A 13214-nucleotide genomic window follows, 5' to 3' on the forward strand; every position below is an offset into this window, starting at 1 on the left:
CCACGAGCCGGGCAGTCCGGACTTCGGTCAGCGGCGGGGCGGTGCTGGCTTCGGTCAGCGGCGGGGCGGGTCGATGCGGGCGCCGTCCAACGTGAAGATCATGATGCGGGAGAGGTCCACGGCGACCTTGGCCGGGTCGCCCTGCCGCCAGATGGGCCGCCCGCCGAGGCGCACGATCAGGTCGGAGCGCCGGTGGACACCGCTGCCGTTCGGGTGCTGTCCCACCCGCTCCTGCTCCTGCCACTCCTCTTCCTCGCGGGAGAGCAGCCGCCGCACCAGCCCGGTCAGCCTGCCGCCGCCCGCGGAGCCGCCGTTGGAGCGGCGGCGCTGACGCGGGTCCGGCGGCTCGGGCACCGGCACGCCCGGCATTCCGCACTCCAGGTACGCCAGCCACTCGTGCCCGTGGTACTCAAGCGCACGGACGCGCCCGAAGAACGACGGCCCCTCGTACGACTCGGGCACCGGCGCCAGCCCGTCGGGCCGCAACCCGACGAGCACCTGCCCGCCGGTGTGCTGCGAGACCGCGTACGCCCTCGGATCGCTCCACGGCATCGTGAGCCGGTGCGTGCCGAAGTCCAGCATCACGTACTGGTTCTGCGGCGTCCTGACGGTGGCCGCGAGCAGGTTCAGCTGCTGCGAGTTGAGGAACGCGGCGACGAACGCGGTGGCTGGATCGTTGTAAATCTGGGCCGGTGTGCCCACGTCCTGGAGGACCCCGCGGTTCAAGATGGCGATCCTGTCGGCCAGGGTCAGGGCCTCCACCTGGTCGTGGGTGACGTAGATGGTGGTGACGCCGAGCGACCTGACCAGCGCCGAGATCTCCATGCGCAGCTCGGTGCGCATGCCCGCGTCGAGGTTCGACAGCGGCTCGTCCATGAGGAAGAGCTTGGGCTGGCGGACGATGGCCCGCCCCATCGCGACCCGCTGCCGCTGGCCGCCCGACAGCGTGCCGGGGCGGCGGTCGAGCATCTCGTCGATGTGCAGCGCCTTGGACAGCTCGGTGACGCGCTCGCGGACCATCGCGGGGTCGGCCTTGGCGATCTCCAAGGGGAAGGCGATGTTCCCGCGGACCGTCCTGTGGGGGTAGAGGGCGCCGTTCTGGAACACCATCGCCACGTCGCGGTCGCGCGGGGCTAAGTGGTTGGCCAGCTCGCCGTCCAGCCATAGGTCGCCCTCGGTGATGTCCTCCAACCCCGCGATCATGCGGAGCAGAGTGGACTTGCCGCAGCCTGACGGGCCGAGCAGGACGAGGAACTCACCGTCCTGCGCTTGAAGGCTCAGCCGGTCGACTGCGAGATAGCCACCCGGATACACCTTGGACACTTTGTCGAGAACGACCGAGCTCATGGGCCCACACCTTGCGCGCGTGTCACCTGTGACGGGGCTGATTGAAGAGGTAGTACATCGCGCCTTAACACTCGATGTCCACCCTTGACATAAAGAATCTCATTCGGTCGGGGTTTCGGACGGGAGTTTTGGGGGCCCGAACGCCTAGATTTCCGAATCTGATGGGCGTGGAAGCAGTTGCGCAAACTTGCGGAAAGGGATTTCATAGTCGAGGCGTGCTGGGGAGACCTCGGGGGAGACCGATGACCGACTGGTGGCGAAATGCGGCGATTTATCAGGTCTACGTGCGCAGCTTCGCCGACGGCAACGGCGACGGCGTGGGCGACCTGATCGGCATCCGCGATCGCCTGCCCTATCTCGCCGGCCTCGGGGTCGACGCCATCTGGCTCACGCCCTTCTACCCCTCCCCGATGGCCGACTTCGGCTACGACGTGGCCGACTACCGCGACGTCGACCCGCTCTTCGGTACGCTCGCCGACGCCAAGGCGCTCATCGACGAGGCGCACGGCCACGGGCTGCGCGTCATCGTCGACATCGTCCCCAACCACACCTCCGACCGGCACCCCTGGTTCCAGCAGGCGCTGCGCGGCGAGCGGCGCGACCGCTACATCTTCCGCGACCGGCCGAACGACTGGGAGTCCATCTTCGGCGGCTCCGCCTGGAGCCAGGTCGAGGACGGGCAGTGGTACCTCCACCTGTTCGCCCCCGAGCAGCCCGACCTCAACTGGGACAGCGAGGAGGTGCGCGGCGAGTTCGAGTCGATCCTGCGCTTCTGGCTCGACCTGGGCGTGGACGGCTTCCGGGTGGACGTGGCGCACGGCATGGTCAAGCCGCGCGGCCTGCCCGACATCGGGCGCGGCGACCAGGCCACGATGGTCGGCAGGGAGCCGGTGCCGTTCTTCGACAACGACGAGGTGCACGAGATCCACCGCTCCTGGCGCCGGGTGCTCGACTCCTACCCGGGCGAGCGCATCGGCGTGGCCGAGGCGTGGGCGCCCACGCCCGAGCGGCTGGCCATGTACGTCCGCCCCGACGAGCTGCACCAGGCGTTCAACTTCCACTACCTGTTCGCCCCCTGGGACGCCGCCGCGCTGCGCGAGGTGATCGACGACTCGCTGGCCACGGCCGGGTCGGTCGGCGCGCCCACGACCTGGGTGCTGTCCAACCACGACGTCAAGCGGCACGTCACCCGCTACGGCAGCCTGGCCAGGGCACGCGCCGCCGCGCTGCTCACGCTCGCGCTGCCCGGCTCCGCCTACCTCTACAACGGCGAGGAGCTGGGCCTGCCCGAGGTGCTCGACCTGCCGGCCGAGCTGTGCCAGGACCCGCAGCGGCTGCGCGACCCCGACAGCGGCCGCGACGGCTGCCGCGTGCCGCTGCCGTGGACGCGCGACGGCGGCTGGCGCGACCCGTGGCTGCCCATCCCCCGGGAGTGGGCCGAGCTGAGCGTGCAGGCCCAGGAGGGCGTGCCGGGCTCCACGCTGGAGCTGTACCGCACGGCGCTGCGGCTGCGCCGCGACCTCGACGGCGACCTGGTCTGGCACGACTCTCCGGAGGGCACGCTGATGTTCTCCCGGGGCTCGTTCGTCTGCGCCGTCAACCTCACGGGCGAGCCCGTCGACTTCGGCGTGGACGGCGCGCTGCTCATCGCCTCCGACGTCCCTGGAGCAGCCGATTCGGCGGCCTGGTGGAAAGTAAAGTGTCTGCCATGAACGGTCACGCTCGCCTCGCCGACATCGCCGCCCAGGCAGGGGTGAGCGAGGCCACCGTCAGCAGAGTGCTCAACGGCAAGCCGGGCGTCTCTGCGGCGACCCGGCAGGCCGTCATGGCCGCGCTCGACCTCATGGGGTACGAGCGCCCGCCCCGCCTGCGGCAGCGCAGCAACGGCCTGGTCGGCCTGGTGACGCCCGAGCTGGACAACCCGATCTTCCCCGCGTTCGCCCAGGCCATCGAGAAGGCGTTGACCCAGCACGGCTACACGCCCGTGCTGTGCACCCAGCTCCCCGGCGGCGCGCCCGAGGACGAGTTCACCGAGCTGCTCGTCGATCGCGGCGTGAGCGGCATCGTGTTCGTCTCCGGGCTCCACGCCGACACCACCGCCCGCATGGACCGCTACACCCGGCTGACCGACCGCGGGCTGCCGATCGTGCTGGTCGACGGCTACAACGAGCACATCGACGCGCCCTTCATCTCGCCCGACGACCGCATGGCCGCCAGGCTCGCCGTGCAGCACCTCGTCGACCTCGGCCACGAGCGCATCGGCCTCGCGCTCGGGCCGCGCAGGTTCGTCCCCGTCATCAGGAAGATCGAGGGCTACCGGCAGGCCATGGCGCAGCTGCTCGGCGCGACCGACGTCGATGAGCTGATCTCCCACTCGCTGTTCTCCGTCGAGGGCGGCCAGGCCGCCGCCGCGCAGCTGCTCAGCAGGGGCTGCACCGGCATCGTGTGCGCGAGCGACCTCATGGCGCTCGGCGCGATCAGGGCGTGCAGGGAGAAAGGGCTGTCGGTGCCGGGCGAGGTGTCGGTGGTCGGGTTCGACGACTCGCCGCTCATCGCGTTCACCGATCCGCCGCTGACCACCGTGCGCAAGCCGATCGGCGCGATGGCCTCGGCCGCCGTGCAGACGCTGCTCGAAGAGGTCAACGGCGCGCCCGCCAAACACATCGAGCTGATCTTCCAGCCGGAGCTCGTCGTGCGCGGCTCCACCGGCTCGGGCCCGCTGGTCAACCGGTGAGCGGCCACGACCTGCTGGTGCTCGGCGGCTCCGGCGTCGACACCACCGTCTACGTCCCCGAGCTGCCGCTGCCGTACCGCGACACCTGCCACGTGCCGCCCGTCGCCGACCGCATCGGCAACACCGGCTCCGGCGTCGCGCTCGGCTGCCACGCGCTCGGGCTCAGCGTCGCCTTCGCCGACCTCATCGGCGACGACCCGCAGGGCGCGCTCATCCGCGACGCGCTGCGCGGCCTCGACTGCCGCTTCGGCCGCGCCGCCGCGGGCACCCGCCGCAGCGTCCTGCTCGTCGGCCCCGACGGCCGCCGCACCTCCCTGCACGACGCCAGGACCACGCCCGGCGAGCGCCTGCCGCGCGAGCTGTACGCCGGCCTGCCGGTCAGGCATGCCCACGTGTCGATCATCGACGCCTGCCGCGACGTCTTCGACGACCTCGACGGCGTGCCCGTCTCCACCGACCTGCACGACTGGGACGGCGTCAACGACTACCACGAGGACTTCGCCTACCGCTCCGACCTGGTGTTCCTGTCCGCCGCCGCGCTGACCGACCCGGCCGCCACCATGCGCGCCATCGTCGAGCGCGGCCGGGCCCGCACCGTCGTCTGCACGCGCGGCGCACTCGGCTGCCTGGTGCTCACCCGCGGCTCCGCCGTGCGCGCCTTCCCGGCCGCGCCGCTGCCCGGTCCGGTGGCCGACACCAACGGCGCGGGCGACGCGTTCGTCTCCGGCTTCCTGTACGGCACCCTGCGCGGCAGGCCCTTGGAGGAGTGCGTACGCCTCGGCGCGATCGCCGGTGCGCACGCCTGCACCGTGCCCGGCACCCACGAGTCCCCGATCAGCGAGGAGCTGCTGCTCGCCCGCGCCTGACCCTCAGCCTCTGAACGGGCGGGAGCGGTCCAGCTCCCGCCAGGTGCGGAAGACGAACGGCGGCACCGAGATCAGCACGTACACGCAGGTGAACATCAGCAGCGTCACGTCCAGGCCGGTCAGGGAGCTGAGCGAGCCCGCGAGCAGGCCGCCGATGGGCATGCCCGCGTACATGGCCGCCGTCATCGTGCCGATCACCCGGGCCCGCAGCGGGGCGGGGATCCTGTCGTACTGCAGGATGCCCAGGATCGGGTTGATCGCGCCCGCCGCGAACCCCGACACCGCCGTCACCGCCAGCGCCACCGGGAACGGCGCGCCCAGGGCCAGCACCAGCACGCGCGGCACCCCGGCGAGCAGGAAGGCCAGCCCGTACGTCAGCCGCATCGGCAGGCGCTCGCCGGTGGCGCCGTACACGATGGTCCCGGCCACCGCGCCCGCCCCCAGCACGCCCGTGAGCAGGCCGAAGGCGCGCGGGTCGCCCACCACCTGGCGCGAGTAGAGCGCGAGCAGCACCTGCGTGACGCCCGTGTCCAGCAGGTTGACCACCACGACCATGACGGTGGCGCTGAGCTGCAGCCGGTCCCGCCACAGGAACGCCAGCCCGGCCCGCAGGTCGCCGAGGTAGCCGGTCGAGTGCCGCTCGCCCCGCCACACGCGCGGCACCCCCGACCCGATCAGCAGCGCCGACAGCAGGAACGACACCCCGTCCACGAACAGCAGCAGGTGCGGGCCGAACCACAGGATCAGCACCCCCGCCAGCGGCGCGCCCACCATCGCGGCCGCCCGGTAGACCCCGTCGTAAGCCGCCGCCGCCCGCTCGATGCGCACGTCCGCCGCCACCGACAGGTCGGGCAGCATGGCCTTGCGCGCGGTCTCGCCGGGCGTGGTCACCAGCCAGCGCAGGAAGAGCAGCAGCAGGAGCAGCGGATAGCCGAGCTCTGAGGTCACGAACAGCAGCGGCACGGCCAGCGCCACCACCCCGCTCGCCAGGTCGGACAGCACGCTCGTCGCGCGGTACCCGAGCCGGTCCACCAGCGTGCCGCCGAACGCGGCGGAGATCACGATGGGGAAGGTGGTGGCGAACGAGGCCAGCCCCGTCAGCACCGCGCTGTCGGTCGTCTCCAGCACGAACCAGGGGACGGCGAGCAGGGAGAGCATGTTGCCGGTGACGGATAAGGCGTTGGCGGCCAGGAAGATGATGAATGGACGCCTCACGCGATGCCCCCGGCAACGGTTGTCGCTACAGCGTTGCTCATGGGTGGCTTATGGTCAAGCGCCCCACTTTACGACTTGAGTCCCGATAAATCGGGATGATCTGCCGGTACGGCGTGCGTAAACCGATATTTCGGAAATGCCGAACGCCGGAACGGGTGACGCGCCGTCAGCTTGACCGCCGAGCGAAGCCCGGCCCCTGTGCACGCGCCAGAAGCCGAGGAGGGCGCTGTCCTGGCCGTCGCGGGCGGAGTGTGCCCGTCTGGCGGAGACCTCGGCAGACGGCGGCCTTTGCGGGCCGGATAAGCTCGTGCCCGATCCACGCGTACCACCGGGAGGCAGCCCCGATGACCGTCGCCGTCCACGTCGGCCCCGAACCCGTTCCCGTGCTCATCGACGCCGTCAGCCGCGCCGGCGGGCGGGTCGTCCCGCTGGAGCAGGCCGAGGCGATCGTCTACTACGGCAACGACGACCCGGAGGAGCTGCGCGGCATGCTGCACGAGGGCATCCGCTGGGTGCAGCTCCCGCACGCCGGCATCGAACGGTGGGCCGACGCCGGCATCCTCGCCGACCACCCCGTCTTCACCGCCGCCACCGGCGCCTACGGCCCGGCCGTCGCCGAGCACGCGCTCGCCCTCATGCTGGCCGCCGCCCGCTCCCTGCACCGCCACGCCAGAGCCACCACCTGGGGCCGCAACGACTCCCGCGTGCTGGCCGGATCGACGGTCGCCATCGTCGGCGCGGGCGGCATCGGCAGGTCGCTGACCCGGCTGCTGGAGCCGTTCGGCTGCCGCGTCGTGGCGGTCAGCGACCGCGGCGAGGTGCCGGGCGCCGACACCATCCTGCCGCGCGCCCGCTTCCGCGAGGCGCTGCCCGAGGCCGATTACGTCGTCGTCGCCGCGCCCGCCACTCCCGAGACCAGGGGGATGTTCGGCACGCACGAGTTCGGGCTCATGCGCGAGGACGCCTGGCTGGTGAACGTCGCCAGAGGCAGCCTCGTCGTCACCGACGAGCTGGTGGAGGCGCTGCGCTCGGGCGCCATCGGCGGGGCGGCGCTCGACGTCACCGACCCCGAGCCGCTGCCCGACGGCCACCCGCTGTGGACCCTGGAGAACGTGCTCATCACCCCGCACAGCGCCAACCCGCGCCCGGCCTACTGGCGCGGCCTGGCCGACCGGGTCACGGCCAACGTCCGCCACCTCATCGCCGGCGAACCCTTGGAAGGCATCGCCTCCCCCTCCCAAGGCTTCTGACCCTTGCCCTTCCCGGCGGTCTGACCGCTCTTCCCGGTTGTTTGACCGCTCTTCCCGGTGGTCTGAGCGTCCTTCCCGGCGGTCAGATCGCCCCTCCAGGCCATCTGACCGCCCCTCCGACCGGCCTGACCGCCCCTCCCGCCTTCCCGCCCCTCCCGGGTCGCCTGATCGCCCTCTCGACCGCCCGAGCGTCCCTTCCACCGCCGCCTGACCTCCCAACCGCCGGTTCGGCTCAGGCGCCTGCCGCGGGGAAGGCGGGCCTCCGTATCCGGCGGTCGAGGGCTCCGCCTCCCGGCTGCCGTCGCTGAGGATGGCGGCCGACTTGCCACGCCGCCGCGGCCGTGGCGAGCTGGATCTGCTGGTGGCGGCGCGGCTGATGCCGGCCGAGCCGGAGACCGACCGGGCGCGGCAGGTGCCGGTCGCACACCGCGGATGGGTCACCGCCTCCAGCGTGCCGGGTGTGCCGGGTCCACGCGTCTCGCCGGTGCGGTGGGTGCGGCGGATCCGCCCGTCTCGTCGGGCGCCCACCTTGAGCGTGGGGGTCGCGGCGTTCCGGCTCCGGTCGGTCGCCTCGCCGTTGTGCTGAGTGCGGCGGATGTGCGCGTCTCGTTGGGTCCGGTTCCACCCCCAACTGCTGCGGTGGTCCGCACCCGGCGGGCTGCCTTGGCAGCGGGGGTTCGGCGGGGTGCTGTCCCGCTGTGGGCAGCGGGGTGCGCCTTGCCGGGGTCAGTGCTCGCTCGCCCGTGCGGCGGCGGGTGCCTGGCTCGGGCTGGGGCTGCAACCCCCTCGGATCAGTCGAGGTTGAGGCGGGCGCCTCGGCTCAGGCCGGAGTCGTGGACCTCCAGGCCCAGCGGGTCGAGGTCGTTCGGCAGCTCGAACACCAGCGCCCCTTTGAACGTCCGGCCCGCCTCGATACGGACCGGGGTGATCTCCTTGCCGTCCTCGTCGAGCAGCTTGGTGCCGCCGTGCAGGGCCTTGTCCTCGTCGATCAGCTTCTGCTGACCGGGGTAGAGCACGCGGGCCTCCTGGCCGACGTTCCTGACCTGGATGCCGACCTCGCACGTACGCTTGGCCGCCGCCTTCCCCGTGTCGGCGCAGTTCACGCCGGTCACCGCGAAGCGGAGCTTGCCGTCCTGCACCGGCCCGTCCTCGCCGACGGCGGGCGAGCGGAAGAACCAGGACAGCCCGGATATCACCACCACCATCAGCACGGCGACGATCGCCACCGCGGCCAGGCAGCCGGTGGCCACGCCGCGCTTGGGGTTGCCGTAGAGCTGGCGCGGCCCCCGGCCCGGCCGCTGGGGCATGGGCCTGCCCTGGCGTGGCGGCACGGGCACCTGCGGCATCGGCCCGGTCCACTCCAGCGGCGGCTGCTGCGGCGGGTGCGACACCCTCGGCAGCGGTCCCGTGCGCTCGGCTGGCGATGGCGGCTGCGGGTGTGCGCCACCCGGCCGCGGCCCGGTGCGTTCGGCGGGCGGCGGCTGCCGGGGCGGGCGTGACGAGCCCGGCCGGGGTCCGGTCCGCTCGGCGGGTGGCGGTTGGTGCGACGAACCGGGGCGCGGTCCCGTGCGCTCGGCCGGTGACGGCGGCTGTGGGTGCGCCCCACCGGGCCGTGGTCCGGTGCGTTCGGCGGGCGGCGGCTGCGGCGCACCCCCTTGCGGTGCGCCTTGCGGGGCGCCTCCTTGCGGTGCACCTTGCGGAGCGCCACCTTGCGGGGCGCCTCCCGGTACGACCTGCTGCGGCGCGTGCGCCGACGCGGCCTGCGGCACGTTCGGGCCGGGCTGCGGAGCCCCCGGCCCGGCCTGCGGCCCGCCCTGCGGCCCGGCCTGGCCACCCTGAGGCGCGCCAGGCCCACCCTGCTGGGCGCCAGGTCCGCCTTGCGGCGAGCCCGGCCCACCCTGAGGTGCTCCGAGGCCGCCTTGAGGCGTGTTCGGTCCGGGTGGGGGCGTGGCGGGGCCACCTTGAGGTGCTACCGGGGCAGGCTGGGGTGCTCCCGGGGCGCCTTGAGGCGTGTTCGGTCCGGGTGGGGGCGTGGCCGGGCCGCCTTGGGGTGCTCCAGGGCCCGGTTGGGGCCCGCCGGGGCCGGCCTGGGGCGCACCTGTCCCACCTTGGGGTGCGGCGGGGCCGCCCTGCGGCGCGTTCGGGCCGCCCTGCGGCCCGCCAGGGCCTCCCTGAGGGCCCGGCTGGGGCGTGCCAAGGCCGGGCTGGGGCGTGCCGGGGCCGGGCTGGGGCGCAGGTGCGTGGGCCGGGCCGGGCTGTGGGCCATGGGAGGGGCCTGGGGCGCCCTGCGGTGCGACGTGAGGGGCCGCGCCGGGGTGCGGTGCCGGACCGGGAACGGGGCCGCGATCGCCAGGCGGCTGCGGTGCCCGGGAGGTGCCGGGCGTCGGGCCGGTGCGCTCGGCCGGCGGCGGCTGCGGCGGAAGGTGGGCAGCGGGGTGGGCCCCGGCGTGGGCGACGTCGGGCGGGGGCGGCATGAGCGGCCCGAACTCCGACGGGTTCCACGCGTTGGTCAGATGCTTGGTGGCGGCGAGCTGCGCGGCGGGCTCGTCGGCCGCGCCCACCAGTTCGAGCAGCAGCTGCCGGGCGGCGGGCCGGCGCGCGGGGTCGGGGTGGATGGCCGCCGCGACGAGCCGGTCCAGCGGCTCGGGCAGCCCCCGCAGGTCGGGCGGCGCCTGCCGGGCCCTGGCCGCCATCACGTACGCGTCGCCCTCGCCGAACGGATGCCCGCCGAGCCCCGCGTACGCGATGAGCGACCCCCACGCGAACACGTCGCCGGCCGGGCTGGTCTGGCCCTCGAAGACCTGCTCGGGAGCGATCCACCCGGGCGTGCCCATGACCATGCCGGCGTTGGTGTGGCGGGAGTGGACGTGGGTGGATCGGGCCAGCCCGAAGTCGATCACGCGCGGCCCGGCCAGCGTCAGCATCACGTTGGCGGGCTTGAGGTCGCGGTGGACGAGCCCGGCGGCGTGGATGGCGGTGAGCGCGGCGGCCACGCCGACGGCGGCGGCGTGCAGCACGGACGGCGACAGCGCGCCGTGCTCGATGAGGTGGTCTTCGAGCGAGATGCCGTCGATGTACTCGGTGACGAGGTAGAGCCGCCCGCGGTCCTCGCCGTGGTCGAGCACGCGCGCGGTGCAGAACGAGGCGACCTTGCGCGCGTTGGACACCTCTTCGTGGAACCGCGCCCGGTAGACCGGGTCGGCGGTGAAGTCGCGCCTGATCGCCTTGACCGCGACCTTGGAGCCGTCGGGGGCCTTGGCGAGGTAGACCACGCCCATGCCACCGGAGCCGAGACGGCGGATCAGCTCGTAGGGGCCGATCGCCGGCGGGTCTTCCGGCTCAAGAGGAGTGCCTGCGGAGCGCCCCAACGTCGCCGTCCTCTCGCCGTCGTCATCCCGTCGCAACCCGAACCGTTCCTCCCGCCGGTTCGTATCGTGTGACAACCCGAACTGTCCCCGCGCCCGGCATCCCGTTTGTACCCCAGACTCTAACGGAGACAGGCGATGTCCGTTGGCCACTAGGCCGTGCATGGCCCCAACGGGTAGGCCGTTCAGCAGCCTCGGGCGGGGTCGCGGCGCAGGGGCCGCATGGAGACGCGCAGGCGGGCGAGATCGATGGCGTGCGGCAGCGGCCGGTGGGGCGAGAGCAGCCTGCCGACGGGCTTGGGGCGTGCGGTGCGCAGGATGGCGCCGAGGAAGGCGGTGCCGACGGCGAGCGTCAGGTGCACGCCGTCGCAGCCGGGCCGCGCCCACCACTCGGTGGCGGCGGTGCCGTCGAGCCAGATCTCGGGGGCGAAGGTGTCGGCGTACGGCAGGCGCGGGCTGCGCTGGTGCGCCGCGACCGGCACGAGGACGGGGGTGCCCGCGGGCACGGTGGAGCCGTACCACTCGGTGTCGGTGGTGGTGACCCGCGACAGCGCCGGCACCGACGGCCACAGGCGCAGGCCCTCGCGCAGGCAGGCGCGCAGGTGGTCGGGGTCGTTGCGGGCGGTCTTGCGGTGGCCGGGGTGCGCGGCGAGCAGCGCCAGCGTCTGCGTCAGCCCGGCGGCGGCGCAGCCGAACCCCATGAGCCAGTACGCCGCCTGCATGAGACCGCGCGCCTCGGGCTCGGGCGTCTCGGCGATCAGTCCGGCCAGGCTGCCGGGCTCGGCCCTGCGCAGGTGGTCGATGATGCGGGCGTCGTAACGTCCTGACAGGATCTCCTGGCGGCGGCCCGCCCGCCACCGGCCGGCCCGCGTGATGCCTTCGAGCAGGCGGGTGAGCTCCTCGTCGCGGGCGGCCCCGTCGCCGTAGACGCAGCGCCTGGCCACGCGCTGCCAGCAGGCGTTCAGCCGCGAGTGGTCGACCACGCCGCTGGCCAGCTCGCCGGCCTCCTCCTGGGCGATCTCGGTGAAGCGCGGCCGCAGCACGTCGGTGGGCAGGCCGAAGGGACGCTCGTCGAGCGCGGGCGCGAAGGCGTCGTCGTCCCCGTCCAGGACGCGCAGGGCGTCGCGCTTGGACAGCACGAGCAGGGCTGCCCGGCGCGGCTTGCGGACGAGCACGGGACGGCCGCCGTAGCGGGCTTCGAGGTCGGCCAGCAGCGCGCGCGAGCGCAGCAGGTCGCGGCCGTGCGTGACGTGCGGCATGCCCGGCGGGAGGAGCAGGGCGGTCAGGCGCAGGCTCTCCAGCAGGGTGGTCCTGGGCAGCCCCCTAGGCACGCGTGGCCTTGCGGAGAACGGGTGGGTAGGTCATGGATCGATGTGATCGTCCCTGCGACGCCGCCGCAATGCGGGGTCTCGGTCAATGGAACACTTCCGGCTTCAAGATCGGTCGGTGTTCCGGCCACCGGAACGATCACCTGCTGAGCAGGGCCCCGGAGAGTGCCTGGGCGGCCCCGCGTACGGAGATGTCCAGCCGCGCCAGCGGCAGGTGGGCAGGCGCCGCCACCGCCACCGCCATGCAGACCCGCCCGCCCGGGCCGAACACCGGAGCCGCCACGCAGGACACGCCCTCGGTGTACTCCTCCCGCGCGTACGCGACGCCATACCTGCGCACCTGGGCAAGCTCACGTTCGAGCGCCGCCAGGCCGGTGATCGTGCGGCGCGTCATCCGCTCGAACGGGCTGCGCGCCGGCAGCCCGTCGCGCAGCTTCGGGTCGAAGGCGAGCAGCGCCTTGCCGGCCGCCGTGCAGTGCAGCGGCGCACGGTCGTCGCCGTCGGAGCGCGAGCGGACCCGGTCGTGGCCGTAGATGCGCTCGACGTAGCGCACCTCGAGACCGGCGGGCACGGCCAGGTTCACCGTCTGCCTGGTGGCCTCGTACAGGTGGAGCAGGTAGGGCAGCACGAGCCTGCGAGTGCCGGGGATGCGCGGGCAGGTCACCCCGGCCATCGACTCCAGCAGCTCGCCCGGCAGGTACGCGCTGCCCACCCGCCTGGCGAGCGCGCGCGAGCACAGCACGCCGAGTATGCGGTGGGCGGTCGACTTGGGCAGGCCCGTGCTGCGGCACAACTGCGACAGCGTGACGGGCCCTGAGGCGGCGCTGAGCGCGAGCAGGATGTCGATGCCCCGCTCCAGGCTGCCCGGCTGGGACGCGGGGCGCTCGTCCGGCACCGTGTGCGCTTGGCTGATCGTTTCCGTCGGCATCGATGTCCCTTTCGCTCTCCGAGGAGCAGAAGGGGCTTCCCGGGGCTGCGGTTGGGCTTGCTGTTACAACCGCTCACCTACCCGGCCGCCGCCCGGTGATACCACGCTCAGTGAAGAGGGATGATCTCTCTGTACGCGGACACGGTGACCTCCGCCCTGCCGTGCGCGTCTCGATCTGGAG

General features: G+C 73.3%; 10 protein-coding genes. 5 read left to right on the top strand and 5 right to left on the bottom strand.

Going from position 1 to position 13214, the window contains the following annotated elements; genetic code table 11:
* Positions 1-54 precede the first annotated feature (54 nt).
* The gene (locus tag ACFMQL_RS29490) at positions 55-1347 is read right to left on the bottom strand and encodes an ATP-binding cassette domain-containing protein (RefSeq protein WP_364053919.1); all 1293 of its coding nucleotides are present in this window, start codon (positions 1345-1347) and stop codon (positions 55-57) included.
* 242 nt (positions 1348-1589) lie between these two features.
* Between ACFMQL_RS29490 and ACFMQL_RS29495 the strand changes: the two genes are divergently transcribed.
* From ACFMQL_RS29495 to ACFMQL_RS29505, 3 genes are read left to right on the top strand one after another with little or no spacing between them, the layout of a single operon-like run.
* Entirely contained in the window at positions 1590-3059 is a 1470-nt protein-coding gene (locus ACFMQL_RS29495; RefSeq protein WP_364053916.1) for a glycoside hydrolase family 13 protein, read from the top strand.
* Entirely contained in the window at positions 3056-4081 is a 1026-nt protein-coding gene (locus ACFMQL_RS29500) for a LacI family DNA-binding transcriptional regulator (protein WP_364053913.1), read from the top strand. Before ACFMQL_RS29495 ends, ACFMQL_RS29500 begins: the two co-directional genes overlap by 4 nt.
* Positions 4078-4947 carry an adenosine kinase gene (locus ACFMQL_RS29505; protein WP_364053910.1) on the top strand — a complete coding sequence of 290 codons (870 nt, stop codon included), beginning with the start codon at positions 4078-4080 and terminating at the stop codon, positions 4945-4947. Before ACFMQL_RS29500 ends, ACFMQL_RS29505 begins: the two co-directional genes overlap by 4 nt.
* Before the next feature lie 3 nt (positions 4948-4950).
* Here the strand turns inward: ACFMQL_RS29505 and ACFMQL_RS29510 are convergent, their stop codons facing one another.
* Positions 4951-6162: an MFS transporter gene (locus ACFMQL_RS29510; RefSeq protein WP_364053907.1), complete on the bottom strand. Its 1212-nt coding sequence runs from the start codon at positions 6160-6162 to the stop codon at positions 4951-4953.
* Between the two features lie 344 nt (positions 6163-6506).
* Between ACFMQL_RS29510 and ACFMQL_RS29515 the strand changes: the two genes are divergently transcribed.
* Positions 6507-7412 (top strand): D-isomer specific 2-hydroxyacid dehydrogenase family protein, encoded by a 906-nt coding sequence (locus ACFMQL_RS29515; RefSeq protein WP_364053904.1) that lies wholly within the window; start codon positions 6507-6509, stop codon positions 7410-7412.
* A 310-nt stretch (positions 7413-7722) separates the two neighbouring features.
* The gene (locus ACFMQL_RS29520) at positions 7723-7998 is read left to right on the top strand and encodes a hypothetical protein (protein ID WP_378788034.1); all 276 of its coding nucleotides are present in this window, start codon (positions 7723-7725) and stop codon (positions 7996-7998) included.
* A 205-nt stretch (positions 7999-8203) separates the two neighbouring features.
* Here ACFMQL_RS29520 and ACFMQL_RS29525 read toward each other — a convergent pair whose 3' ends face one another.
* The 3 genes from ACFMQL_RS29525 to ACFMQL_RS29535 form a co-directional block, all read right to left on the bottom strand.
* A complete protein-coding gene (locus ACFMQL_RS29525) occupies positions 8204-10780 on the bottom strand; it encodes a protein kinase (protein WP_378788036.1) in 2577 nt (858 codons plus the stop codon).
* A 182-nt stretch (positions 10781-10962) separates the two neighbouring features.
* The gene (locus tag ACFMQL_RS29530) at positions 10963-12108 is read right to left on the bottom strand and encodes a cytochrome P450 (RefSeq protein ID WP_364053899.1); all 1146 of its coding nucleotides are present in this window, start codon (positions 12106-12108) and stop codon (positions 10963-10965) included.
* A 136-nt stretch (positions 12109-12244) separates the two neighbouring features.
* A complete protein-coding gene (locus ACFMQL_RS29535; protein WP_364053897.1) occupies positions 12245-13033 on the bottom strand; it encodes an IclR family transcriptional regulator in 789 nt (262 codons plus the stop codon).
* Between the last annotated feature and the right edge of the window lie 181 nt (positions 13034-13214).

The sequence above is a fragment of the Nonomuraea fastidiosa genome, assembly GCF_042751225.1.
Taxonomy (GTDB): Bacteria; Actinomycetota; Actinomycetes; order Streptosporangiales; family Streptosporangiaceae; genus Nonomuraea; species Nonomuraea fastidiosa.

Excerpts from the sequence above, each read along its gene's own strand:
- ACFMQL_RS29490 (WP_364053919.1), bottom strand. The coding sequence starts at position 1,347 with ATGAGCTCGGTCGTTCTCGACAAAGTGTCCAAGGTGTATCCGGGTGGC.
- ACFMQL_RS29495 (WP_364053916.1), top strand. The coding sequence starts at position 1,590 with ATGACCGACTGGTGGCGAAATGCGGCGATTTATCAGGTCTACGTGCGC.
- ACFMQL_RS29500 (WP_364053913.1), top strand. The coding sequence starts at position 3,056 with ATGAACGGTCACGCTCGCCTCGCCGACATCGCCGCCCAGGCAGGGGTG.
- ACFMQL_RS29515 (WP_364053904.1), top strand. The coding sequence starts at position 6,507 with ATGACCGTCGCCGTCCACGTCGGCCCCGAACCCGTTCCCGTGCTCATC.
- ACFMQL_RS29520 (WP_378788034.1), top strand. The coding sequence starts at position 7,723 with ATGGCGGCCGACTTGCCACGCCGCCGCGGCCGTGGCGAGCTGGATCTG.
- ACFMQL_RS29535 (WP_364053897.1), bottom strand. The coding sequence starts at position 13,033 with ATGCCGACGGAAACGATCAGCCAAGCGCACACGGTGCCGGACGAGCGC.